Annotated in this window: 9 protein-coding genes; all 9 read right to left on the bottom strand. The window is 46.0% G+C overall.

The window, feature by feature from the left end:
- Positions 1-7: 7 nt before the first annotated feature.
- The gene (locus PPHA_RS14485) at positions 8-505 is read right to left on the bottom strand and encodes an Lcl domain-containing protein (RefSeq protein ID WP_012507437.1); all 498 of its coding nucleotides are present in this window, start codon (positions 503-505) and stop codon (positions 8-10) included.
- Between the two features lie 298 nt (positions 506-803).
- On the bottom strand, positions 804-1,487 hold the full coding sequence (locus PPHA_RS14480) for an Lcl C-terminal domain-containing protein (protein ID WP_012507436.1): 684 nt from the start codon (positions 1,485-1,487) through the stop codon (positions 804-806).
- A gap of 298 nt (positions 1,488-1,785) precedes the next feature.
- Positions 1,786-5,070 (bottom strand): O-linked N-acetylglucosamine transferase family protein, encoded by a 3,285-nt coding sequence (locus PPHA_RS14475; RefSeq protein ID WP_012507435.1) that lies wholly within the window; start codon positions 5,068-5,070, stop codon positions 1,786-1,788.
- A 545-nt stretch (positions 5,071-5,615) separates the two neighbouring features.
- Entirely contained in the window at positions 5,616-6,107 is a 492-nt protein-coding gene (locus PPHA_RS03165) for a hypothetical protein (protein WP_049759881.1), read from the bottom strand.
- A 497-nt stretch (positions 6,108-6,604) separates the two neighbouring features.
- Entirely contained in the window at positions 6,605-7,354 is a 750-nt protein-coding gene (locus PPHA_RS03160; protein WP_012507433.1) for an FkbM family methyltransferase, read from the bottom strand.
- A gap of 204 nt (positions 7,355-7,558) precedes the next feature.
- Entirely contained in the window at positions 7,559-8,341 is a 783-nt protein-coding gene (locus PPHA_RS03155) for a glycosyltransferase (protein WP_012507432.1), read from the bottom strand.
- A 43-nt stretch (positions 8,342-8,384) separates the two neighbouring features.
- Positions 8,385-21,854, bottom strand: coding sequence for an O-linked N-acetylglucosamine transferase family protein (locus PPHA_RS03150; RefSeq protein WP_012507431.1), 13,470 nt, complete (start codon positions 21,852-21,854; stop codon positions 8,385-8,387).
- A gap of 107 nt (positions 21,855-21,961) precedes the next feature.
- Positions 21,962-22,951 (bottom strand): HlyD family secretion protein, encoded by a 990-nt coding sequence (locus PPHA_RS03145; protein ID WP_012507430.1) that lies wholly within the window; start codon positions 22,949-22,951, stop codon positions 21,962-21,964.
- Positions 22,948-25,998, bottom strand: a complete 3,051-nt coding sequence (locus tag PPHA_RS03140) for a peptidase domain-containing ABC transporter (RefSeq protein WP_012507429.1) — start codon at positions 25,996-25,998, stop codon at positions 22,948-22,950. Before PPHA_RS03140 ends, PPHA_RS03145 begins: the two co-directional genes overlap by 4 nt.
- Positions 25,999-26,015 lie beyond the last annotated feature (17 nt).

The raw sequence follows: 26,015 nt of genomic DNA, 5'->3' as shown, positions 1-26,015 counted from the left end.
CAGACCCTTAGAACTTCCGTATTGCCCGTATACGCCTTATGCCAGTCAAAGCACCTGACTTTACAGAAAGAACCTTCTCTCCATTATAAAAATCCAGAGCCCACGCTTTCTGATTGTCAACCTCGGATCCGCTCCAGTAGTAGCTATAATCCCTGAACCCACCAACAATCGCCTGATTTTTATATAACAGGCTCAGCTCCTGCTGTGTCGGCAAACTCCAGCCCTTATAACCACTCAACTCAAGCCGCTCCGCCGCAGCCTTGGCCTCAGCCCAGCTTAGCGACTCCTGAGGTAAATCCTCCTTGGCCGCAACCATACCATGCTCTTCGCCCGCAACATAACCCGGATCACCCGGCTGAAGGATATAAACAACCTTCCCCCCACCATACTCATCCCCAACCTTGGGTGCTGCAAACGACACCTCGGAAACAGCCAAAACACCCAGACCCCACAGCAATAAAGCCGTAAAAAGTCTGATACCGAATTTTCCAAAAAAATGTTCCATGACCTGAATAGTTATCAATAATTAAACAAAAAAACATACTACATCATGATGATCAACCGTCAGCACTGCCAAAGGGAGAGACAAAAAAGCAAACATACTGATACACTTCATATAACATCACACTCAATCTATACACGCAATATATAACAAAAGAGGCTTTTTATAAATTTACTTTTGTTTTTTTACAGTTTTCACCCGGAAAACTCCACCCGACAGTTATTTTTATTGACACCGGTCAAGTAAAAAAAAGAGCTCCCGACCTAACCAAACTTCACGCAGATTATGCATCACCACCTTCCTAAAACTTCCGTACAGGACGAACACGCAAAGTGGCGCTCTTTTTGACAGAATTCTGAGTGCCGCCAAAAAAGTCCTGCGACCAGGCCTCTTGCGCATCACTCGATGTCGAATTCCAGTACAACGTATCCAAAAAGCCACCAACAGCCCCCTTGCTGAAAAACAGCCTGTTCAGTTCATCCTTGTCAGGCAAATACCAATCATCGTAACCATGAAGAGTCAAACTATCACAGGACACCCGTGCTTCCGCCCAACTGAAGAATCCGGGGAGATCTTCTTCAGCAGCAATCAGACCATGCTGCACCGTAACACGATTACCCGGTTGCTGACCGGGCTTTGCAATAGTGGCAACACCTCCGTCTCCAAAGCTGTCACGACCAACCATCACCACAGCCTGAGATGATGCACTTGCAGCCACAAGCCAGGCGCCAGTAAGCAGCAAAGTCAGTAATATGATAAATGCAAAAAGCTTCATAATGGCATACACTCCGTCTTCTCCAGAATGTGCACTCCCGCACTGAACTCGACCATCCTTTTTTTCAGTCTCATGACGAAAGCCCCTCCTTTTTTCACCTGTCCGCAAGAGATCGCCCCCCGACCAATTCGTCATTCCCCCCACCACAGCTCCCTGTACCATCACACCATTATATTTGGAACTCATTACAGTAAAAGGAGTAATCATCATAATCACTTTTCCCATAGATGTGGAAAAATGCTAAAATACCCGTATAATAAAAAAACAGTATTATCCGTCAATGTATATATCCTGAACGCAGCAGATATTCTTACACCAACGAAGAAAAAAAACATTGACTGGGGAAGATATAGGTATTTTTTCGCAAAATAAACAATTAAAATACGACCTCTTCGTTATATAGCCTATAACACCTTTAATCTGAAGCGGTTCGGAAAAACACAGATTGGATAGAAGGTGCTCACAACCGACTGAAGCGAGCGACTCAACGCATCACTCAACCAACAACTCATTTCCGAACAGCATAAAGCTCCATCTGTGCCTTGTAACGGTTTGGAATCCCAAAATCAGCAACGTCAAATCCTCTTTCACCAAGCAAAGCGATCAACCTCTCTCGACTGAAATTATGATAATGTTCAATCTCCATCCAATATGGATTGCATTTAGCCGCATCCATCATCCTCCAGCTTGAACACGAGAGATCAGGCAGACTGATAACAAGAACACCACCCGGCCTGACAAGCTCTGCCGCCTTGCCCAGAGCAAGCCCTGGATAGGGCATATGTTCAAGCACATCCATCATCGAAAGCACATCGAGCTTACGTTCAAAAGTACATTGCATGAAATCCCCCTCCTCCGCCTTGAAACCAAGCTCAATAATACGGCGTACCGCCTCACTGCGAGCGTCAAGCCCCAATGCGGTAAAGCCAAAATCACCCGCAGTCATAACAAGCGCACCATCACCACATCCAACGTCTACCCATGTTGGATGGGAACCATTATCCATGATACTACGATATCCTCCAAGCAGATTGAGCACCCTGTCCACGACTGGTACCCAGTTCGCTCGCTTTGCGTCCTGACTGGCGCCGAAACCTGCAAGCTGGTTTTGTTGAGCATTCCGAAAAAGTTCATCAATACCAGCCTGAGTCCAGAAGTGGCGGGTATAAACATGGTGACAACCTGGACAACGCATCCACTCCAATATACGAGGAAGCGGTTCATGCCACAGAGTGTGACGGCTGCAGTCTGCACGGCCATACAAGGAGTTCTTGCATCCACATAAGGGACAGCATGCATACTCTTGCTGTAACTGCGATATGGTTCCTGTACTGCCTTGCGCTGATGGCAGCGAAAACAGGTGATCGGGCGGTAGCTCCTGCTGATAGCGTTCGTACATCATACAATAAGCTTGTTCTATATGCCGGGTAAAACGCTTGGTATCAAACAGCGGTGTTGCAAGCCGATTCTGCTCCAGTTTACGGCGGATATTGCCCAGTTTTGCCGGATTGGAAGCAAGTTCAATCGCAAGAGCCTCATACTCCTCCTGCTTGGACGTTATGAGCTCCGGCAACTGCATCGCGTTCAGCAAACTTGCCGCCACCCTGCCAGCAAACGATTCACCAAGCAGCGTCAAGAGTGGCAAACCTGCCCACAAGGCATCGCTTGCCGTCGTGTGAGCATTGCAAGGGAAGGTGTCAAGGAACAGATCCCCCAACCGCTGCCTTGCGAGATGTTCAGCAAGCGGCATCCGTTTTGCAAATACAAGCCTGGCGGCATCAACACCCCTCTGCATCGCTTCATTCCGCAAATTATCCGCTGCTGCCACATTATCCTCAAGAAGCCAAAGCACACTCCCCTCTACCTGTCCAAGAATACGCATCCAGCCATCAAAAGTTGCCGGGGTAATTTTATTGTTATTGTTAAAACATGCAAACACGAATCCTTGCTCGGGCAAACCGCACTCTTTGCGGGTAAAGAGTTTCTCCGCAATGACGCGCTTTGTATCGTTGACCTGATAACTGTCGGGCAGATAGACGATTTTTTCTGTATAGTACTTTCGGGAGCCTTCCGGTATCAGCATACTGTCCGCAATCAGATAATCAATATACCCGACCCCCATGGTGCCAGGGTAACCCAGATAGCTGACCTGTATCGGCGCTGCCCGCAGGGCAAAAATCCCTCTCCGAAAACCTTGTGTAAAGCCTTTGAGATCAATGGCAATATCAATTTCCAAATCCCTTGAGAAGAGGACAATCTCTGCATCAGATCGAGTCCGCACATCAAAAAAATGATCAAAAGCAGCGGCAACCCTTTTTCTCATTTTATCTTGCCTGTCAGGCCCGAAAGAAAAGGCAAAAAGCTCAAACTGAGATCGATCATGCCGTTCAAACAACTCTGCCATCAAATATGCCGTAGCATGATCATGAAAATCCGCCGAATAGTATCCAATACGGATTTTTTCATGCCGAGAACGTTTGGAAATTGCTGAGGGCACCTGGGGAGAAAAACAGCTTTCCCCAACAGAGATCATAGCCACCTTTTTCTGCAAGAGCAACGAATCACTTATGGAGAGAAAAGAAAATGGCACTGCAACCTTTTCAGAGCGCTCTATTTTCTGAAAAAGTCGAGAGAGCTGACACTCGAAATCTCTCCAGTCACACATCTGCATTTTTATATTCAGGCACATTCCAGACAAAAAATCATAATCCGGCTTGAGAGCCAAAGCCTGCTCATAACTCGCCAATGCCTCTACGTGCCGCTTCAACTTCTGTAACACCACACCACGATTATAGCAAGCCTCCGCATAGTCCGGCCTGACAAGCAGAGCTCTGTCATAACTCAACAACGCCTCTTCATAGAGTTGCAGTCCCTGTAATGCAACGCCGCGATCGGAGTGTGCCTCTGCATAGTCCGGTTTGAGAGCTATCGCCTTGTCATAACTGAGTACAGCCTCCCCGTAGCGCTTCAAATACTGCAACACATTACCAAGATTTGCATACGCTATTGCATAGTCAGGATTGATAGCACAGGCTTTTTCAAAACTGAAAACAGCCTCTTCGTAACGTTTCAGCTCCTGTAACGCTATGCCCCGGTTAACGTAAGCCCTTACAGAGTCCGGATTGACGGCAATCGCCCTGTCATAACTCAGCACAGCCTCTTCATAGCGCTTCAGATCCTGTAACACATTACCAAGATTTGCATACGCTATTGCATAATCCGGATTGATGGCAAGAGCTTTTTCAAAACTGAAAACAGCCTCCCCGTAACGTTTCAAGTCCTGAAGAACATTACCGCGATGAAACCAGATACGGGCATTGTCCGCATCATTGGTCAGCGCATGATCGTAACTCAACACAGCCTCGTCAAACCGCCCAAGCTCCTGTAACATCACACCACGATTCAAGGAGGCCTCGGCATAATCGGGTTTCACGGCAAGCGCATGCTCATAACTGCATAATGCTTCATCAAAACGATGCAACTCCTCGTAGACCACACCCTGATTGTTGAGTGTAGCTGCATGGCGGGGATTGATTTTGAGGGCATGATCAAACAACACAAGAGAGTCTTCGAACCGCTTTTTTTGCACAGCAATGATCGCCAAAAGCCGCAACGCCTCAAAATGTTCCGGATCTGATTGCACGATCTCACGATAAAGAGCCTCAGCCTCCTCCAAACGGCCCTGTTGATGCAGCAAGAACGCTGAACGCAACACAAAAGCGGTATCCTCTTTTGACACTTCCCGCTTGACAACAAGATGCTCAGGCTTGCAACTCATTCTGATATCGTTCATACATCATCCTATAGAGTTCTTCCAGATTCCGGGTAAATAACAGGGTGTCAAACAAGGGCATTGCCAGCCGGTTCAGCTCCAGTTTACGACGCATATTGCCCGGTTTTTCCGGAATGGTGTTAAAATTCAATTTCCCCAACAGAGATCACGGCCACCTTGTTCGGCATGAGCAGTGAATCACTTATGGAGAGAAAAGAAAAAGGCACTGCAACCTTTTCAGATCACTCTTGTTTCTGAAAAAATGGAGAGAGCTGATACTCGAAATCTCTCCAGTCGCACATCAGCATGTTTATATTCAGGCACATTTCAGAAAAAACTCATAATCCAGCTTGAGAGCTATTGCCTTGTTCTAACCGGGTACAGCCTCCCCATAGCGCATCAAATACTGCAACACATTTCCAGAATTGCAAAACACAGACTCCGTCTTCAGTACATAACCAACACTACCCGTAATCTGCAACATTCCTTGAAAAATTTCCCACCCGCCAGACAAGTGTCATCGGCTATTTCGAGCGTAATGCCGGGTCAATCAGACAACTCGTCTCTTACAATAATCGTACTCCGATTAACTTCAGCCTCTGCTCCTCTGATTGGGCTGAATTACGAAACTCAGCTTGATCATGCTGATGACTATTGTAGTTGCCAATGATGCTCGCAACCCGTTGCATTTTCTTTTTGTTCTGTACAAGCAAACGCCACCACACTGCATCGCCAATCACGCGTATCAAGGTGCCATCGCCAAACTGATATGGATACCTGGCAAGAGTCTTGTGTAGATGGGTACGCCACATACAAGCTGGCCCAAGCGTACCGCGCGAGCCTGTACCGCTGCCCAATCGAGTGAGATCACCCGCTGGTGGCCATGCAGGAATGAATGGCAGTTCGCTGGCCGGGAATGAAGAAGCGACTGCGTCTGTCTCCTCCTGGCTGTAACAAATCTTCCAGTCACCGCCCACCAGATCGCTTCCGCTATCAAGCGCACTCTCCATCACCTCCACCGCATCCATGGCCAGTCGATCATCAAGATTCAAATTCATGACATACGGAGTTTGCACCATCGAAAGCGCAAGATTCCATTGCGCTTTCCAAAGAAAAATTGCTCAAAAAGAAACCGGTCCTGGCCAAGTTGAGAATAAAATTGCATGAGCGCTTCACAAAAATTGATAACGAAGAAAACAATACCATACGCCAAGGAATACGTCTAAACCAACTCCACATTACAGAACAACTGGTTATTGAAAGCTTAACTGAATTCGGAATTATAAATCAATTACAATGCTGCAATGTTATACCGACTATAAGCCCAACAACAACAAGATTAATAATCATTGATATAGTGCATGTTACCTGTATTGTGATCTGTACTAAAGATATTACAGCTCCGAATGTAACTGATAGGTCTGGAACATCGCAATAATGATTTCGTCCAGTAGATATTGCATTTTTTTCAAGCAATATACCATTATTAAAAACAACCACTTCATCAATTCAGGGCAGTTTCGGCCTGATCTATTAACTCTTATTGATTAATCTATTATTTATACCAACAAGACGGCAACAACAAATCATTATTTTCAGGAACATTTTTCCTGTCTGATGGATGAGGAAAGAATAATGATGGCTCCATCTCCGTTATTCTGTCTTTTCTTAAAAAAGTAAACTCTACAACCGGAGGAATTTCAAATTTATTATAGACAATAGATCTACAACAATTATTCGGATGAATATGAACAATCTTAAAATCTTTTAATATCTTAGTGAACGCCAGATTAATTAATTCCCATCCAAATTTATCAATCAAGGCATACATGCTATGAAATTCGATTACCATAATTCGAAATTTTCGAAGTATTTCGCTGCTTGTATCAAAAATGACACCGTACTCCCCTCCTTCGATATCCATTTGCAGAATGTAATCTGTTTGATTTGGCGCACTTTTCTTGACCCAATTTTCAAGAGTCATATCAGTCGAGGTTTCGGATGGCCCTAAATATTTTTTTTCAAAGTGAAACAATTTATTCTGAACAGGAGGAGCCTCCACTGAATAATCAGCCAAAAAACACGTAATCCCTCTTTTCACCAAATCAAGTTCAAAATCTACGATAGTTGATACTCCTGGCGAGAAGCATACTTTTATTTTATCCAAATCATCTGGAATCAAGTAGCCACCATCAAACTCACCCCCAATTCTGATCAAAGGATGATTAGTGGTGACTGGTTTGATCAAACGAAAAAAATGTGCTAATCGATCAGGATTAACTGATAAAACAATTTGCTTTTGCATAAAAAAACCTCAATTAATACTGTTTTCTGATTGATTATATAAACTTTTGCAACAGACAATATTAACGAACTTGAACAATCACAGGACAAGAGAGAGCCTGCAGTCCTGCATAAATCGTTGTACATGATATTCCCGCCACTTCTGAAACCATCATATCAAGAACTACGAACTTCGACTATTACCCCTGGAGCTCATCGACTATTATCACCAGGGTATCCTGCCGAAACGCTCAACCAGAGAGCGACATTCACTTTGTGATCTGGCCCTGTAATCCGGCAATGTTGCTATTTTCTCCATTCCTGCCTCAGAGTGCCTGAGACGACGCACAAGGGGTAACGCTTCCGAGTGTCTTGCCAACCGAACTGATCCTTTTGAGCTTTTCAATACATTATCAAGCCATGGCCTTACCGCAGCAATATAGCGGGCATCGACAGGAGCGGTAGCTTCAACCAGATGAATTCGAGAAACCTTCGCCAACGAAAGCCTTCCAAGCCATTCATTATCAAGATGGAAACGGTATTCCTCATTAAACTTTCCTACACTCTTCAAAACATCGGAACTCATAAACCAGCCTGATGGAGTTGGAAAATCATTTATCCTCAGCAATACATTATTTTCGTCATATTCAAGCTGTGTCGATGAGACGAATGGTGCAAATAATATCGCTTGAGCAGCAGCTTCCAGGTATTTTGGATACCACTCATCATCATCCTCCAAAAAAGCTGCAAATTGAGTATCGACTAAATCAATTGCTGCATTTAGTGCCGATGCCTGAGAACCCCCTGAGCTTTCAATACATCTCACTTTAAGCTGTTCAATTGCATTCTTTTCAAGCATCTTTCCTTTATCTACACTAACAAGAACAGTCAAGTCATAATTATCTATTGCTGTCTGTTTTTTTATTGATTGAACAGCCTTTTCAAGAAACGATAATTGTTTGGGCTGAAACCGGGAAGGGATAATAACAGTCAAGGTTTTTTTTTGCATCGCGATACGTGATCAGGAATGTTTTGAAACAAAATTATCAAGATTACGCAATCTTGATGTGATCCGGAAGAAATCCTCTCTGATATCGCTCATACATCGCATCATAAGCCGCTTCAATATTCCGCGTAAAGAGTTCGGTATCAAACAATGGTGTGGTGAGCCGGTTCTGCTCCAGTTTACGGCGGATATTGCCCAGTTTTTCCGGATTGGTGGCAACATCAATCGCAAGAGCCTCATACTCCTCCTGCGTAGAGGTAATCAGTTCCGGCAACTGCATCGCGTTCAACAAACTTGCAGCTACCCTGCTGGCAAATGATTCACCAGCGAGCGTCAACACCGGCAACCCCACCCAAAGTGCATCACTCGCCGTCGTATGGGCATTGCACGGAAAGGTGTCAAGGAACAGATACCCCAACCGCTGCCTTGCAAGATGTTCTGCAAGTGGCATCCGTTGTGCAAAAACAATCCTGGCGGCATCAATACCCCGTTTTATCGCTTCTTTTCGCAAATTATCCGCTGCTGTCACATTATCCTCAAGAAGCCAAAGAACGCTACCCTCTACCTGCCGAAGGAGCCGCATCCAGCCATCGAAAGTAACTGGAGTAATTTTATAGTTATTGTTAAAACAGCAAAAGATAAATCCTTTTTCCGGCAACCCGCACTCTTTGCGAGTGAAAACCCTTTCAGCAATGGTACGTTTTGTATCATTGACCTGATAACTATCGGGGAGATAGGCAATTTTTTCAGTATAGCCGTACCGGCAGCTTTCCGGAATCAGTGTCGGATCCGCAATAAGGTAATCAATATAATCCGCGCCCATGGTACCGGGATAGCCAAGATAACTCACTTGTATCGGCGCTGCCCGCAGGGCAAAAATCCCACATCGGGAATCCTGTGTAAAACCTTTCAGGTCAACTGCAATATCAATTTCCAACTCCCGTGAAAGGAGCGCAACCTCTCGGTCAGATTGGGTACGTACATCGACAAAGCAATCAAAAGCAATTGCAACCCTTTTTCTCATCTCATCTTGCCTGTCAGGCCCGAAAGAAAAGGCAATGATCTCAAACCGTGAGCGATCATGCATTTCAAACAGCTCCGCCATCAGATAAGCTGTTGCATGATTGTGAAAATCTGCCGAATAGTATCCAATGCGGATTTTATCATGCCGCGAGCGCTTGACAAGAAGTGGAAGTTCCGGGTTTGCGGAATATTTTTCCTGTACATAATCTGATGATACTTGTTTTTGCAACAAGAGCGAACCTATCAGGGCAAGAAGAGGAAATGGTGTTGATGCTTTTTCATGTCGCTCTAATTTTTCTCTCAGTTGAGAAACATGATGCTTAAAAGTGCTCCAGTCACAAATGTGCATCATGGTATACAGACGTACTCCAAATAAAAACTCGTAACCTGGGTTAATGAAAAGAGTTTTGTCAAAATTTATAAGAGCCTCATCATATCGCTTCAGCTCCCGTAAGGCGATGCCAAGATTAAAATAACCGTCCGCACTGTCTGGTTTAAAGGCAATGGCACGCTCATAACTCAAAAGAGCCTCATCATACCGTTTCAACTCTTTTAACACAACGCCACGATTACGGTAAGCCTCAGCATAGTCTTGTTTGATGGCAATGGCACGCTCATAGCTCAAAAGAGCCTCATCATTGCGGTTTAAGGCCTGTAATACACTGCCTCGATTGGAATACGCTTTGGCATAGTCCGGCTTAAGAGCAAGTGCCTTTTCATAACTTACAAGCGCCTCATCGTACCGTTTCAGCTCTTGTAAAGCAATACCTCGATTAGAGTAAACATGAGCATCACCAGGCCTGATTGCAAGAACCTTGTCATAATTATCGAGAGCCTCACGGTAGCGTTTTAAATCCTGTAATACATTTCCGAGATTATAGTAAGCATCAGCATAATCCGGCCTGAGCGCAAGAGCCTTCTCATAACTTAATACTGCTTCATCATAGCGTTGCAACTCCTTAAGAGTAATACCACGATTAGAGCAGGCTTCAGCATCGCCTGGCTTGATTACAAGAACCTTGTCATAACACACAAGCGCCTCATCATACCGATTCAGCTTCTGTAATGTATTTCCAAGATTATAACAAGCAGCCGCATAGTCCGGTTTGAGTATAAGCGCCCTGTTGTAACTCAATACAGCCTCATCATAACGATGTAATTTTGTTAACACCAGGCCACGATAAAAAAAAGCAGCCGCATAATCTGCTTTACGTTCAAGAGCGTTATCATAACATTGCAACGCCTCATCGTACCGTTTCAGCTCTTGTAAGGCAATACCTCGATTATTCCATACCGTTGCATGAGCGGGATTGATTTTGAGTGCCTGATCAAAGAGTTCCTCCGCTTCTGGAAAATTCTTTCTTTGAGCAGCAACAGTTGCCAAAAGCCGAAGAGCATCAAAGTGTTCCGGATTTGCACGCAAAATCTCCCTGTAAAGAACCTCGGCATCATCCAGACAACCCTGCTGATGCAGCGCCAACGCAGAGTGCAACCTGATAGAATGAGCAGGCCTATACTGGGCGGCTGTTTCAGATGCAACACTGACATCTTGCTCCGCCCTTACTCCCGGAACAGTACCCTTCATCAACGACTCTTTCCTGCCTTCCGCTGATGGTAACGATACAATATGCCCAGGAGGCAACCCCTCCTGATATCTCTCATAGATAACACCATAAGCCTCCTCGATATGATGAGTGAAACGTTCTGTATCAAACAGAGGGGTCGTCAGCCGGTTTTTCTCCAGTTTCTGCCTGATCACAGTCAACTTTTCGGGGTTGGTTGCAAGTTCAATCGCAAGAGCTTCATACTCCTCCTGTGTAGAGGTAATCAGTTCCGGTAACTGTATGGCATTAAGGAGACTTGCAGCCACTCTTGCGGCAAAGGTTTCACCGGCAAGCGTCAAAAGTGGCAAACCAGCCCACAAAGCATCACTTGCCGTCGTATGGGCATTACACGGAAAGGTGTCGATAAACAGGTCTGCCAGCCGATGCCGTGCAAGGTGTTCAGCCAAAGGCATCCGCTTTGCAAAAATCAGCCTTTCTGCATCAACACCTCTTTCAGTCGATTCCTTCCGCAAATTTTCTACCGCTTTTGGATTACCCCCAAGGAGCCAGAGAACACTTCCCTCCACCCGTTTGAGAATGCGCATCCAGCCGTCAAAGGTGACAGGAGTGATTTTATAGTTATTGTTAAAACAGCAAAAGACAAATCCTTTTTCCGGCAGCCCGCACTCTTTGCGAGTGAACACCCTTTCAGCAATGAGACGCTTTGTATCGTTAACCTGATAGCTGTCAGGGAGATAGACAATTTTTTCCGTGTAACCATACCGGCTGCTTTCGGGTATCAGTGTCCGGTCAGCAATAAGGTAGTCAATATATTCAGCACCCATGGTAGCAGGGAAACCAAGATAACTGACCTGAATCGGAGCTGCCCGCAGGGCAAACATACCGGGACGGGCGTACTGCGTAACACCTTTCAGGTCAATTGCAATATCAATTTCGAGTTCCCTTGAAAGGAGCGCAACCTCTCGGTCAGACAGGGTTCTCACTTCAATAAAGCGGTCAAAAGCAATTGCAACCCTCGCTCTCATCTCATCCTGAACCTCTGGCCCAAAAGAAAAGGCCGTGAGTTCAAAGCGCGATCTGTCGTGCCGTTCAAACAGCTCAGCCATCAGATTGGCTGTTGCATGATTATGAAAGTCCGCCGAGTAGTAGCCAATGCGAATCCTCTCATGCTGTGGATAGGTTACCATGACTGGAAGTTCATGATTCGCAGGATATTTTTCCTGCACATAAAGCTTTGCTACCTCCTTTTGTAAAACAAGTGAATCAAGAAGCGCAATAACGGGAAATGGTATGGATACTTTTTCGCAGCGCCCTATTTTTTCTCTCAGTTCACGAACATTATTGTAAAAGATACTCCAGTCACAAATCTGCATCCTTGCATACAATCGAAGTCCATATAAAAAATCAAAAGTGGGCTCAAAAGTATAAGCATTGTCATAGCTCAATACCGCATCTTCATAGAGTTTCAATTTCTGCTGAATAACGCCCCGATTGAAATAAGCTATTGCGTAATCCAGCTTGACTGCAATGGCTCTGTCATAATCCAAAAGAGCATCCTGATAACGTTTCAAGTCTGTCAAGGCATTGCCTCGATTGACGTATGCTTCAGCAAATTGAGGATTTCGTGCAATCGCCTCACCATAATTTGATAACGCCTCATCGTATCGCTGTAACTCCTGTAAAGCAAGGCCTCGACTATAGTGCGCGTCAGCGTAGTCCGGTTTGAGTGCGATCACCTTGTCATAACACAACAGAGCGTCGTCATAGCGCTGAAGCCTTTTTAACGCTACGCCACGCTTATACAAAGCCTCAACATAATCCGGTTTGATACCAATCGCTTTCTCATAGCCCGACAGCGCCTCTTCATGCCGTTCCAGCTCCTGTAGTGCAAGAGCCCGGTTATAACAAGCCTCAGCATAGTCAGGTTTAAGAAGAAAAGCCCTTTCATAACTTGATAACGCGTCACCATACCGTTTCAGCGCTATTAACGTATTCCCCCGATTGTTCAGTGTAATCGGGTGATCGGGCTTGATGGCAAGTGCATGATCAAAGAGCTCAAGAGCCTCATGAAAATTCTGTTTTTGAGCAGCAACAGTTGCCAAAAGCTGCACAGCTTCAAAGTAATCCGGATTTGAGTGCACAACCTCCCTGTAAAGAACCTCGGCATCATCCAGACAACCCTGCTGATGAAGGGCCAACGCAGACTGCAATGTGGCAAAATATGCAGGCCCTGACCGGGCGGCTGTTTCAGCTACTGCGGAAACATCTTGCTCCGACCTGGCCTTTGGTAATGCAAGAGCCATCGTCAGCAACGGCTCGCTGCCTTCTGCTGATGGTAACGATACAATATGCCCAGGAGGCAACCCCTCCTGATATCTCTCATACATAACACCATAAGCCTCCTCAAGATGATGAGTGAAACGTTCTGTATCAAACAGAGGGGTCGTCAGCCGGTTTTTCTCCAGTTTCTGCCTGATCGCAATCAACTTTTCGGGGTTGGTTGCAAGTTCAATCGCAAGAGCTTCATACTTCTCCTGTGTAAAGGTAATCAGTTCCGGTAACTGTATGGCATTAAGGAGACTTGCAGCCACTCTTGCTGCAAAGGTTTCACCGGCAAGCGTCAAAAGTGGCAAACCGGCCCACAAAGCATCACTTGCTGTCGTATGGGCATTGCACGGAAAAGTGTCGAGAAACAGGTCTGCTATCCGGTGCCTTGCAAGGTGTTCAGCCAAAGGCATCCGCTTTGCAAAAATCAGCCTTTCTGCATCAACACCTCTTTCAGTCGCTTCCTTCCGCAAATTTGCCGCAGCTTTTGGATTATCCTCTAATAACCAGAGAACGCTTCCCTCCACCCGCTTGAGAATGCGCATCCAGCCCTCAAAGGTGACAGGAGTGATTTTATAGTTATTGTTAAAACAGCAAAAGACAAAGCCGATTTCCGGCAATCCCAGCTCTTTACGAGTGAACACCCTTTCAGCAATGAGACGCTTTGTATCGTTAACCTGATAGCTGTCAGGGAGATAGACAATTTTTTCCGTGTAGCCGTACCAGCAGCTTTCCGGTATCAGTGTCCGGTCAGCAATAAGGTAGTCAATATATTCAGCGCCCATTGTACCGGGATAACCAAGATAACTGACCTGTATCGGCGCTGCCCGCAAAGCAAATATACCGGGACGTGAGTGCTGCGTAAAGCCTTTCAAATCAATTGCAATATCAATTTCAAGTTCCCTTGAAAGGAGCGCAACCTCTCGGTCAGATTGGGTACGTACATCGATAAAACGGTCAAAAGCAGTGGCCACCCTTCGTCTCATCTCATCCTGCGCGTCTGCACCAAAAGAAAAGGCAGTGAATTCAAAATTCGATCTATCGTGTCGTTCAAACAGCTCCGCCATCAGGTAAGCCGTTGCGTGGTTATGAAAATCTGCGGAGTAGTAAGCAACTCTAATTTTGTCATGTCGCAAGCACTTTGTAATAACAGGCAACAAATGATCAAGAGCTTGTTTTGCATCCACATAAATCAAAGCAGCCTCTTTTTGCTGCGACAGTGAATCACTTATTGCAAAAAGAGTAAAGGGGGACGATACCCTTTCATGATGCCCTATTTTTTCTCTCAGAAGCGATACATGATTATCAAAATCAACCCAGTCACAAAACAACATTCTTATTGCAAAGCGCATTCCCGGAAGAAAATCATAGCCCGCATTAACGGCAAATGCCTTGTCATAACTTGACAACGCCATATCGTACAGCTTCAGCTCTTCGAACACAATACCTCGGTTAACATAAGCCTCAGCATAGTCGGCCTTGATTGTTACGGCCTTGTCATAACTTGATATTGCTTCGTCATACCGTTTCAACTCCTTAAGGGCATTCCCCCAATTGTTCAGTGAGTTTGGGTGATTTGAATTGATTGTAAATGCCTGATCAAAGAGTTCCACCGCTTCTGAAAAATTCTTTTTTTGCGCTGCAATTGTTGCCAAAAGCTGAAGAGCATCAAAGTGTTCCGGATCTTCACGCAGGATCTTCCTGTAAAGAACCTCAGCATCATCCAGACAACCCTGCTGATGCAGCGCCAACGCAGAGTGCAACCTGGTAGAATGAGCAGGCCTATACTGGGCGGTTGTTTCAGATGCAACACTGACGTCTTGCTCCGCCCTTACTCCCGGAACAGTACCCTTCATCAACAACTCTTTCCTGCCTTCCGCTGATGGTAACGATACAATATGCCCAGGAGGCAGCCCCTCCTGATATCTCTCATAGATAACACCATAAGCCTCTTCAAGATGATGAGTGAAGCGCTCTGTATCAAACAGAGGGGTCGTCAGCCGGTTTTTCTCCAGTTTCTGCCTGATCGCAATCAACTTTTCGGGGTTGGTTGCAAGTTCAATCGCAAGAGCTTCATACTCCTCCTGTGTAGAGGTAATCAGTTCAGGTAACTGTATGGCATTGAGGAGACTTGCAGCCACTCTTGCCACGAAAGTTTCACCTGCCAGCGTCAAAAGAGGCAACCCGGCCCACAGAGCATCACTTGCCGTCGTATGGGCATTACACGGAAAGGTGTCGATAAACAGGTCTGCTATCCGGTGCCGTGCAAGGTGTTCAGCCAAAGGCATCCGCTTTGCAAAAATCAGCCTTTCTGCATCAACACCTCTTTCAGTCGATTCCTTCCGCAAATTTTCTACCGCTTTTGGATTACCCCCAAGGAGCCAGAGAACACTTCCCTCCACCCGTTTGAGAATGCGCATCCAGCCGTCAAAGGTGACAGGAGTGATTTTATAGTTATTGTTAAAACAGCAAAAGACAAATCCTTTTTCCGGCAGCCCGCACTCTTTGCGAGTGAACACCCTTTCAGCAATGAGACGCTTTGTATCGTTAACCTGATAGCTGTCAGGGAGATAGACAATTTTTTCCGTGTAACCATACCGGCTGCTTTCGGGTATCAGTGTCCGGTCAGCAATAAGGTAGTCAATATATTCAGCACCCATGGTAGCAGGGAAACCAAGATAACTGACCTGAATCGGAGCTGCCCGCAGGGTAAATATACCGGGACGGGCGTACTGCGTAACACCTTTCAAGTCAATTGCAATATCAATTTCCAACTCCCTTGAAAGGAGCGCAACCTCTCGGTCAGATTGGGTACGTACATCGATAAAACGGTCAAAAGCGGTGGCCACCCTTCGTCTCATCTCATCCTGCGCATCTGCACCAAAAGAAAAAGCAGTGAGTTCAAAGCGCGATCTGTCGTGCCGTTCAAACAGCTCGGCCATCAAATTCGCTGTTGCATGATTATGAAAGTCCGCTGAGTAATAACCAATACGAATCCTCTCATGCCGCGAATGCCTTTCAATGAGTGGAAGCTCATGGTTTGCAGGAAAAATCCCCTGCATAAAAATTGTGGAGACCTTTTTTTGCAATGATAGAGAATCTACTGATGCAAAAAAGATAAACGGAGGTGCAACATATTTGTGACACTCTATTTTTTCTATGATAACGGAAAGATAATGATCAAAATTGGCCCAGTCACAACTATGCATCCTCATATGCAAACAGATTCCATATACCAAAGGATAGTCTGGTTTCAGAGCAATAACTGCGTCATAACTTATGAGCGCCTCATCGTATCGCTGTAACTCCTGTAAAGCAAGACCTCGACTATAGTGCGCGTCAGCGTAGTCCGGTTTGAGTGCGATCACCTTGTCATAACACAACAGAGCATCGTCATAGCGCTGAAGCCTTTGTAACGCTACGCCACGCTTATAATAAGCTTCTGCATAATCCGGTTTGATGCAAATCGCTTTCTCATAGCTCGACACTGCCTCTTCATGCCGTTCCAGCTCCTGTAGTGCAAGAGCTCGGTTATAAAAAGCCTCAGCATAGTCAGGTTTAAGAAGAAAAGCCCTTTCATAACTTGATAACGCGTCACCATACCGTTTCAGCGCTATTAACGTATTCCCCCGATTGTTCAGTGTAATCGGGTGATCGGGCTTGATGGCAAGTGCATGATCAAAGAGCTCAAGAGCCTCATGAAAACTCTGTTTTTGAGCAGCAACAGTTGCCAAAAGCTGCACAGCTTCAAAGTAATCCGGATTTGAGTGCACAACCTCCCTGTAAAGAACCTCGGCATCATCCAGACAACCCTGCTGATGAAGGGCCAATGCAGACTGCAATGTAGCAAAATAAGCCGGCCCTGACCGGGCGGCTGTTTCAGCTACTGCGGAAACATCTTGCTCCGACCTGGCTTTTGGTAATGCAAAAGCCATCGTCAGCAACGGCTCGCTGCCTTCTGCTGATGGTAACGATACAATATGCCCAGGAGGCAACCCTTCCTGATATCTCTCATAGATAACACCATAAGCCTCCTCAAGATGATGAGTGAAACGTTCTGTATCAAACAGAGGGGTCGTCATCCGGTTTTTCTCCAGTTTCTGCCTGATCGCAATCAACTTTTCGGGGTTGGTTGCAAGTTCAATCGCAAGAGCTTCATACTTCTCCTGTGTAAAGGTAATCAGTTCCGGTAACTGTATGGCATTAAGGAGACTTGCAGCCACTCTTGCTGCAAAGGTTTCACCGGCAAGCGTCAAAAGTGGCAAACCGGCCCACAAAGCATCACTTGCTGTCGTATGGGCATTGCACGGAAAAGTGTCGAGAAACAGGTCTGCTATCCGGTGCCTTGCAAGGTGTTCAGCCAAAGGCATCCGCTTTGCAAAAATCAGCCTTTCTGCATCAACACCTTTTTCAATAGCCTCTCGCCGCAAATTCTGAGCGGCTCTTTGAGTATCCTCAAAAAGCCAGAGCACACTACCCTCAACCTGGCGGAGAATGCGCATCCAGCCGTCAAAAATGAGAGGAGTAATTTTATAGTTATTGTTAAAACAGCAAAAGACAAAGCCGATTTCCGGCAATCCCAACTCTTTACGGGTAAAGAGTTTTTTTGCAATGAGACGCTTTGTATCGTTGATCTGATAGCTGTCAGGGAGATAGACAATTTTTTCGGTGTAGCCATATTGGCTGCGTTCCGGTATCAATGTTCGATCAGCAATGAGATAGTCAATATACCCGGCACCCATGGTACCAGGGAAACCAAGATAACTGACCTGAATCGGTGCTGCCCGCAAGGCAAATATGCCGGGACGAGAGTCCTGCGTAAAGCCCTTCAAGTCAATTGCAATATCAATCTCGAGCTCCCTTGAAAGAAGTGCCACCTCTCGGTCAGATCGGGTTCTCACATCAATAAAATAGTCAAAAGCACTTGCAACCCTCGCTCTCATCTCATCCTGCTTGTCCGGCCCAAAAGAAAATGCCGTAAGTTCAAATCGACTTCGGTCATGCCGTTCAAAAAGCTCTGCCATCAGGTAGGTCGTTGCATGATTATGAAAATCCGCCGAGTAGTAGCCAATGCGAATCCTCTCATGCTGTGGATAGTTTACCATAACTGGAAGTTCATGATTCGCAGGATATTTTTCCTGCACATAAAGCTTTGCTACCTCCTTTTGTAAAACAAGTGAATCAAGAAGCGCAATAACGGGAAATGGTATGGATACTTTTTCGCAGCGCCCTATTTTTTCTCTCAGTTCACGAACATTATTGTAAAAGATACTCCAGTCACAAATCTGCATCCTTGCATACAATCGAAGTCCATATAAAAAATCAAAAGTGGGCTCAAAAGTATAAGCATTGTCATAGCTCAATACCGCATCTTCATAGAGTTTCAATTTCTGCTGAATAACGCCCCGATTGAAATAAGCTATTGCGTAATCCAGCTTGACTGCAATGGCTCTGTCATAATCCAAAAGAGCATCCTGATAACGTTTCAAGTCTGTCAAGGCATTGCCTCGATTGACGTATGCTTCAGCAAATTGAGGATTTCGTGCAATCGCCTCACCATAATTTGATAACGCCTCATCATAGCGCTTCAACTCTTTTAATGCAGAGCCACGATTAGAGTAAGCCGCAACATATTCAGGATTGAGCAAAATTGCCTTGTCATAACTCAGCACCGCTTCTTCGTATTGTTTCAGATGCTGTAATGCAAGAGCCTGATTAAAATACGCCTGGGTATAATCAGGTTTAAGTACAAGAGCGCTGTTATAGCTCAAAAGCGCCTCGTCACACCGTAACAACTCCTTCAACACATTACCACGATTAACGTATACCTCAGGATAATCCGGCTTGAGAGCAATAACAGCATCATAACTCAAAAGCGCCTCATCGTACCGCTGCAACTCCTTTAACGTGATACCCCGATTATAGTATGCCTCAACATAATACGGATTGAGTTCAGTCGCACGATCAAAACAGTGCAATGCCTCATCGTACCGTTTCAACTCCTTTAACGTATTGCCCCAATTGTTCAATAATTCCGGACAATCGGAATTGATTGCAAATGCCTGCTCAAATAGCGCAGCAGCTTCGCTGAAATTCCTTTTTTGTGCTGCAACTGTGGCTAAAAGCTGCAATGCATCAAAGTGTTTGGGATTTGCACACAGGATCTCCCTGTAAAGCGCCTCAGCTTCATTGATCCGCCCCTGCTGATGGAGCGTCAGTGCCTCCGGAAACCTCGAAGCATGATCACTTGCTGCATCACATACAAGAGCAGCCTTCTGCCCATGCCTTTCTCCTGATGATTCCAAAGCCATCGTCAGCAACTCTTTCCTCTCTTCTGCTGATGGTAACGATACAATATGCTCTGGCAGTAATCCGTCCTGATATCTCTCATACATAACACCATAAGCCTCCTCAAGATGATGAGTGAAACGTTCTGTATCAAACAGAGGGGTCGTCAGCCGGTTTTTCTCGAGTTTCAGCCTGATCAGCTTCAACCTGTCCGGATTGGTGGCAAGTTCAATCGCAAGAGCCTCATACTCTTCCTGTGTACAGGTGATAAGTTCCGGTAACTGGATGGCATTAAGCAGACTTGCCGCCACTCTTGCCACGAAAGTTTCACCTGCCAGCGTCAAAAGAGGTAGCCCAGCCCACAGAGCATCACTTGCCGTCGTATGGGCATTGCAGGGATGGGTGTCAAGAAACAGGTCTGCCAGCCGATGCCGTGCAAGGTGTTCAGCAAGAGGTATCCGCTTCGAAAAAATCAGCCTGTTGGAATCAACACCTCTTCTCGTCGCTTCCTTCCGCAAATTTTCCGCAGCTTTTGGATTATCCTCAAAGATCCAGAACACACTTCCCTCAACCTGCCGGAGAATACGCATCCAGCTATCGAAGACGAAAGGAGTAATTTTGTAATTATTGTTGAAACAGCAGAAGACAAACCCTTTTTCCGGTAATCCGCACTCTTTCCGGGTAAAATCTTTCTCTGCAATCGTGCGCTTTGTATCATTAACCTGATAACTGTCGGGGAGAAAGACAATTTTTTCAGTATAGTACTGCCGGGAATAAACCGGTATCAATGTTTGGTCAGCAATGAGATAATCCATCGAGTCCATGCCCATGGTACCAGGATAACCAAGATAGCTAACCTGTATCGGCGCTGCCCGCAAGGCAAATATACCTGTGCGAGAATCAGTCGTAAAGCCTTTCAGATCAACCGCAATATCGATTTCCAACTCCCTTGAAAGGAGCGCCACCTCTCGGTCAGAGCGGGTTCGCACATCAATAAAACGGTCAAAAGCACAGGCAACCCTCGTTCTCATCTCATCCTGCTTGTCCGGCCCAAAAGAAAAAGCGGTAAGTTCAAATCGCCTTCGGTCATGCCGTTCAAACAACTCTGCCATCAGGTAGGTCGTTGCATGATTCTGAAAGTCAGCGGAATAATAACCAATACGAATTTTCTCATGCCGTTCACGTTTGGCAATGAGTGGCAAGGGAGCATTAATAACATGTTTCGCATTGACATATATTCTGGCTGCCTCTTGTTGTAACAAAGGCGAATCGACGAGTGCAAGAACAGGAAATGGTGTTGATACGTTTTCGTGGCGAGATATTTTTTCTCTGAGCAAAAACACCTGATGCTCAAAACTTCTCCAGTCACAAATTCGTACGCTGAGAAACAGTTGTTCAGCAAACAAAAAATCATAGTCCGGCTTGCACGCAAGAGCTCGACCATAACTCAATACAGCCTCATCGTACTGTTTCAGCTCCTGCAACGCTACCCCTCGATTAGCATGAGCCTTGGCATAATCCGGTTTGAGTGCAAGAGCTCTATCATAACTCAGAACGGCATCATGGTAACGTTTCAATTCTGTTAACGCATTACCTCGATTTGAGTGTGCCTCTGCATAATCCGGTTCAAGTGCAATCGCCTTGTCATAACTCAAAACAGCTTCATCATACCGTTTCAGCTTTTTTAAGGCCAGGCCACGATTAAAATAAGCCGCAACATAATCCGGTTCGAGTGCAAGAGCTCTATCGTAATACAGTAAAGACTCCTCATATCGGCTCAATTCCTGTAATACATTTCCGTAATCAGAACAAACCGCAGCATTATTACCTTTGAAAGCCAGTCCACAACTCAGAACGACTTCATCATACCGTTTCAGGATTTTTAAAACTGCTTCACGGTTCAAAGCAGCTTCTCCATAGTCCGGATTAAGCGCGATCGCTTTGTCAAAACTCAACACTGCATCATTGTAGCGCTTCACTTCACACAATACAATGCCATAATTATTTAAGGAATTTGCGTGTTCAGAATTGATTTCGAAGGCCCGCTCAAACAAAGCAATAGCTTCATGAAATTGTTTTCTTTGTGCTGCAATTATTGCCAAAAGCCGAAAAGCATCAAACTGATCAGGCTCCGTCACCAAAATCTCCCGATACACTGCTTCAGCTTCATCCAATCGGCCTTGCTGATGGAAAGTCAATGCTGCCTGAAGCCTCGCAACAGGAGCATCTGATGGGTCAGAAGTTTCAGTCTGATGTTCAACCCGAAAACCGCCAAGTTGCTTTGACTTTTCTTTTTTGGGTATACGATGCTTCATTGAACCCTTTTGAATGCAGATCCATTTCAAAACCCCTGTGTAATTCTGCGATTTGGCACAACAGGAGCGAGGCAATTTGCCGGATCTCTCTCTTCAGGCCAGCCTGTTTACTTTCTGATATGGCTTATAGCATCGGCCTGCTGTGTAAAAAGATCGGTAAAAATACTCATAACGGTGCGCTTCCTCACCTTGATGTTCATCGTCACCGACATGCCAGACTGCAGAAAAATTTTTCGCCCGTTAACCTCCAGAAACTGGCGTTCAAGCGTTACCTTGACAGGAAAGTGATAATATTTGATGATGTCATCAGGCGCAAGCACATCAGAACCAACCTGGAGCACCCTCCCCTTGATATCGCCAAACTCGGAAGAGGGAAAGGCGTCGAGCTTGACATCAACCGGCAACCCTTCATAGACAAAACCGATATCCTGGTTTGAAATAAACGCCTTTGTTGTAAGATTGTCATCAGGAACAACCTTGAGCATAACCTGCCCGGAACTGACAATAGCCCCCTTTTTCACCTGAAGATCAAAGACGGTGCCACTGACCGGAGCCGTTATGGATTCATAACCTGTTGCCTGACCCGTCATATACTGCTGCTTGCTGATCTGCTCAGTGAGATCTGCAACCTGAGCCTGCAGTTTCAGTACATCCAGTTTTTTCTGTTCAACCTCAAATTGAGAGACGGCAGCCGTACTGAGCAGAGAGCGAAGCTTTCCGAGCAGCACCGACTCCGTCGCATACTGCTGGCGGGTATTGTCGAGGTTAATCTGCAACGACTTGAGCTTCGACTCTTCACCAACCGACAAAACCGGGACTAACTCAAGAAGCACCTCCCCCTTTTTAACCCGCTGGCCATCATCAACCCGCAAAGCGCTCACTTCACCCTCAATCGCCGCCTGCACTTTTTTAACTTCTCCTGTCGGTTCAAGCTTTCCTGTAGCAGGAATCGAAACATCTATTTCAGCAACAGAGGCCCATACAATAAAGCCAAAAAAAGCAAGAACAAGAACCCAGAGTATCGCCCTCGGCACCATAACAGACTGGGTAAAAACCTCTCCCTGACCGATCAGATCATCAGCAAATGGATTTTTCATCCGAGGCTACCCTCCATAACCGGAATTGAAAAAGACTGTTTTTGGAACAAGGAGTAATACCGCCCTTTTCTTCCCATAAGATCATCATGAGTACCAGCTTCATCAATACAACCATCATGAAAACAGAGAATCAGGGATGCTGCTTTAACCGAATTAAGCCTGTGGGTAATGAACAAGACTGTTTTGCCTCTGAAAGCGGTTATCAAATTTGCCGTCAAACGGCTTTCCGTATCCGAATCAAGAGCGCTTGTAGCTTCATCAAGAATGATAAGACCCGGGTTTTGTAAAATGGTTCTTGCAATGGCAATTCTCTGGCGCTGACCACCCGAAAGTGAGGAGCCCTTTTCGCCAACCGGCGTATTGTAACCGGTAGGCAAAGCCATAATAAAGTCATGAGCCTCGGCAATTCTGGCTGCACGGATAATATCGGCATCCGTTGCGTCCGGATTGGTAAGAGCAATATTCTCCTTTACCGAAACATTGAAAAGCATGGGATCCTGGGGTACAATGCCGATCTGGCTTCGGAGCGAATTGAGCTCAACCTTGGCAATATCATAATGATCAATAAAAATACGGCCCTCTTCAAGCCTGTAGAGCCTCTGAATCAGTTTTGCGAAGGTACTTTTACCCGACCCGCTCTCCCCCACAATACCAACAAATGCAGCTTCAGGAATCGTAACGGTCACATTTTTCAGCACCATCGGACTATTATCCCTGAAACGGAACGAGACATTTTCACAGAAAATTTCACCTTTGACAAGAGGAAGAGGAATCTGCGCCAACTGATCCTTGCCACCCTCCTGCGGAGTATCAACAATATCAGCAAGCCGTTCAAGCGACATGCCGGTTTCCTGAAAATTCTGCCAGAGCTGAGCAAGCCTCATTACAGGACTGGTGATATAACCGGCAATAATACGAAATGCAATAAGCTGGCCCAGGGTCAGCTCATTATTCAACACCAGAGCCGCACCGGCCCATATTACAATAAGCCCGGATGCCTGACTGAGAAAAGAGTTGGCAGAATTGGCAATGGTACCCGAAACAACCGGTTTGAAGCCCTCCTTGACATAGCTCGCATATTTTTCCTGCCAGTTCCAGCGCGCACGCAACTCAATATTCTGGGACTTGACCGTCTGAATTCCCGATAGCACCTCTATCAAATACGCATTCGTTAGACTATGCTTTACCGCCTTTTCGCGCAACTGTTTCCGGATAACCGGCGACAACAAAAAGGTTATCAACCCAATTACCGGAACAACCGAGAGAGCCATCACCGCCAGCTTCCAACTGAAAGCAAAGAGAACAACAACATAGACGAACGAAAAAACTGCATCAAGAACGACCCCGAGAGCGGTGCCCGTTAAAAACTGACGGATATGCTCAAGCTCTCCGATCCGGGAACTCAGCTCACCAACCGGCCTTTTTTCAAAAAAACGGAGTGGCAGCCGCAGCAGATGATCAATAACCTCTGCACCAAGTGCAACATCAATTCGATTCGTTGTATCAACAAAAAGATAGGTTCTCAGACTGTTCAACACCGCCTGGAGAATCGCAATGATCAGCATAAAGGTGCCAAGCACATGCAGTGTGCTGTAACTGTTCTTGACAATGACCTGATCGATGATGACCATAAACAACAGCGGATTGACCAGAGTCATGATCTGGGTAAAAAACGAGGCAATCATCACCTCTCCAAGAACATTGCGATACTTTTTGATAGAGGGCGCAAACCAGTCAAACCCGAATTTTTTTTCAGGAGTATCCTCTCTCGCATCAAGCACCAGCGCCTCCCCCCTGCGATCCCACTTTTCCCAGAACTCTTTTACAGCAAGTACCTTAATACCTGATGCAGAGGGGACTGCGAGGGTAACCTCTTTAGCTGTAACCTTGTAAAGCACAGCAAAACTCTTCTCCCATCCAATAAGGGCAGGCACCTTCAGCCGAAGCATGGCCTCCTCGGAAAAACTCACTACCTGCGCTTTCAAGCCAAGCACCACCCCGACACCTCCACAATCCTGCAGCGATATCTGACCATTCCTCGCATACTGGTTTCCGATAATGCTCTGTATCAGATCTTTTTTAACCGGCACATTCATATGCTTGCCAAACATCTGAAAACAGGCTGTTGTCTCCTCAACAACACCCCTCCCTTTACAAAAATAGAATCCTTTTGAACGGCCGCTTACCTGTTCCTCTTCCGTTTGACAACTGAACTCTTCGCGGGGCTGCTCCCTGACAGGTTCTCCCTGCGGCCGCTCTGAACTGGCAATACCCGCCAGCGGTTCACCGCGCAAAGGCTCAGCCACAATCGGCTTTACCTCAACAGCAGACTCCTTGAGACAAGACAAATCAAGCCCCACCAGACGCAACGAAAAAGAGCCTGCCAATTCGCCGGAAGAGGGTCGGTACTCACTGCCAGGAGGATACGCCGGGTCATCGCTCCGGCTGACAAACCATTGAAGCTTTTTTTGGGGAATCACCCTGCTGAAACCGGTATCAACAACAACCGCAGAAGGGTAAAGGTGGAGGGAAAGATCCCTGATCCCTGAAAAGCCGGACTCACCAATACGAGCCTCAACCCTCGGATCCTTGCTGAACAGAGTCTCAAGAAGAGCACAAATCTCGGAAGGATCCGTTTTCGAAAAGAGCAGATCATACAAGAGAGGCAGCTCATTGATCACCATGCTCAACGACGACAAGGGAATCTTCAGGCAGAGCGTCTCCTCGGAAGCGGTAACAATCTCCGTTGGCTGGCGACGCATAAGAGCCACCCAGCCGAACAGCTCTCCGGCACCGAGAAGCCTCAGAGTTTGAACAACTCCGTTGGAGCCCTCCTTATAGAGTGACCGTACACGTCCTGAGATAATAACATACAGCGAATCTGGAGGCATACCGGCGCTGATTACCGGTTTTCCTATGGTATAGCGCTCCACGGAACAAACACCGGCCAGCATCCTGATTTTACCTTCTGCCAAACCCGAGAAAAGGGGAATCCCCCCTATAACCTTGCAAATATCAGCGTCACTGTCTGCGATTGTATGCGACATGAAAATTCCCTTATAAA

This window comes from Pelodictyon phaeoclathratiforme BU-1 (assembly GCF_000020645.1).
Taxonomy (GTDB): domain Bacteria; phylum Bacteroidota; class Chlorobiia; order Chlorobiales; family Chlorobiaceae; genus Chlorobium; species Chlorobium phaeoclathratiforme.
The sequence above is the reverse complement of the archived record's forward strand: the minus strand, read 5'-3'. Positions and strand labels throughout refer to the sequence as shown.